Raw genomic sequence first — 2269 nt, forward strand, 5'->3', positions numbered from 1 at the left:
ATATTATATATAGTTTTTTTTAATAAGTATAAAATAACTGGAAGATGGGATAAGAAAAACTAAATTATAACTCTGTTTATATAGCGCTACGCAAATAGGTTAGAACATTGCTAAATTCTGTTTCGGAGCATTTCCCCAGGAAAAACTCAGTCAGAGATTACTTTTAACCTTTGCATGAGTGACTTTTGACTTGCGCGTAGCGCTATAGCAAACAAATTTTGTTTCAATTATTTGATAGGATACCTGCACTTTTCTATTTTTTGAAAGGTTAACTTGATAGTAGTTTACATTTTGTAATATTATAGGTACTTTATCATCGGCCAATTCTTGAATTTATACTGTTTGGATAAATATTTGCTACAAATATCTAATTTTAAAGACAATTTTGTAACATTATTTAATAAAATTACGACTATATTATGTAGACATTTTATTGTTAATGTAGCAAAATCTTGATTAATGTAGCAAAATAATAATCATAGAAATCAGAACAAGGGAGGATAAGATGACAAATGTTTTGGTGGTTGAAGATAATCTACTTAACTGGAAAGTCTTTGAAAAAGTTTTGACAAAATTGGGTGGTTTTGCTGCTCAACTTAGTGAAGATGTAGAAACAATCATAGAAATTGTTAAAGCAAATAAAGCAGACATTATTCTGATGGATATTTGTCTGGAAAATAGTTATTATAATGGCAAACCAATCAATGGAATTGAAATTACTAAATTGTTAAAAGCAAATCCCCATACAGCTAAAGTGCCTATTATGTTAGTCACTGCAATTGGTACTGCAAAGGATAGTGAACATTATATGGAACTTAGTGGAGCAGATGGTTTTATGGGTAAGCCAATAGTAGATCATCAGGTGTTTATCTCGGAAATAAAATCACTGATTTTTGCCAAGGAATAATTTTGTTTTTTTGCCACTATTAAAATCATAGTTGCTCAATACTAAAAGATTCAAAAAAACTATAATCCCTAAAAAAATAATAGCAGGAGTTCCTATTTTACCGCTCAAATTTTGAGTCTTGATAGGGAATTTTTCCTGAAAAATAAAACGGTAGCTATGATTTACTTGTCAAAACTAAATATCAGAACTATGATGTGACTAAATTTGACCAAATAGATTATCTTTGAAAAGTTATCGCTATGGTAGAAACACCAGAAATTCTATGGCCGAGTTTAGTAACAGTTGCCACTTTATTAATGTATTTTGTAGTAACTATCAATGTTGGTAGAGCTAGAGCTAAATACAAAATTATGCCTCCTCAAATGACGGGAGACGAAAATTTTGAGCGAGTAGTACGAGTACAGCAAAATACTCTAGAACAATTAATTTTATTTTTACCTTCTTTGTGGCTTTTTTCTCTGTTTGTTAGTCCACTTTGGGGTGCTGGTATCGGTGCGACTTGGGTATTTGGGCGTATATTATTTGCTTGGGGTTATTATCAGGCGGCGGAGAAACGAACTCTAGGGTTTGGTATTAGTTCTTTAACTACTCTAGTTTTACTTATAGGTGCTTTGGTAGGAATAATACTACCTCTATGGAAAACTATTTCATAGCTATAATAAATTTAGATAGAGGTCAGTGAAAATAGATTCTATCTAATTTTGACTTTTGTTCAATATGAGGCAAAAATAATGTCAGAAAAACCAGTATTTAAGATTAACCAAAAACTTTTTAAGCAACTGAATGATTGGCAAGAAAAAATGGAGGAAAAAGAAAAAGTTGAAGCAGAAATAGAGGCAAATAATCAAGATAAAAAATTGAGAGATTCTGAGAAGGAAAAAGATTAGGATAGCTTAAACAATTGGGATATAAAGATTGTTAAGTTGGGGGTTTAGTTACTAAACCCTTAAAGTTTATAGTACCTATAATGTGTATTTTATGTTAGTGAAAACTGTTATAATTTGACCTACCTATCTTAAGTAGAGATGATATTATCTATTCTCTCTGCTCTCTATACTGGTACGGGGAATGCAAAAAGCAAAAACCACCCATATAAAACTGTACTACAATAGCTTTTTAGCTTGTGCCAATGTAAAATACCTGGTAGTCCTGCTTGCTAAGGCGTGAGAATATACATTTTTTTCTACACTCCCTATACCATTACTATACACCACCTTAATGGGTAGTCCTATCTTTATGGTTATCAAGCAAAAAGCAGCATTAGTAAAATTAAAATATTTAATCTTACAAGCAAAAAGTGCTAATCAATTAAGTGCAATTATTATTGACTATACCCATGAAGAAATGATTCAAGTTTACGGT

At 31.0% G+C, this 2269-nt stretch carries 3 protein-coding genes; all 3 read left to right on the forward strand.

Annotation, left to right across the window (positions count from 1 at the left end; all coding sequences use genetic code 11):
* The first annotated feature begins 505 nt into the window (after window positions 1-505).
* On the forward strand, window positions 506-907 hold the full coding sequence (locus AFK68_RS01055) for a response regulator (protein WP_094670946.1): 402 nt from the start codon (window positions 506-508) through the stop codon (window positions 905-907).
* A gap of 239 nt (window positions 908-1146) precedes the next feature.
* Window positions 1147-1560, forward strand: a complete 414-nt coding sequence (locus AFK68_RS01060) for an MAPEG family protein (protein WP_094670948.1) — start codon at window positions 1147-1149, stop codon at window positions 1558-1560.
* Window positions 1561-1638: 78 nt separating this feature from the next.
* Window positions 1639-1794 carry a hypothetical protein gene (locus AFK68_RS36105; protein ID WP_168186269.1) on the forward strand — a complete coding sequence of 52 codons (156 nt, stop codon included), beginning with the start codon at window positions 1639-1641 and terminating at the stop codon, window positions 1792-1794.
* Window positions 1795-2269: the final 475 nt, after the last annotated feature.

The organism is Hydrocoleum sp. CS-953 (assembly GCF_002260545.1).
In the GTDB taxonomy this organism is placed as follows: Bacteria; Cyanobacteriota; Cyanobacteriia; order Cyanobacteriales; family Microcoleaceae; genus Trichodesmium.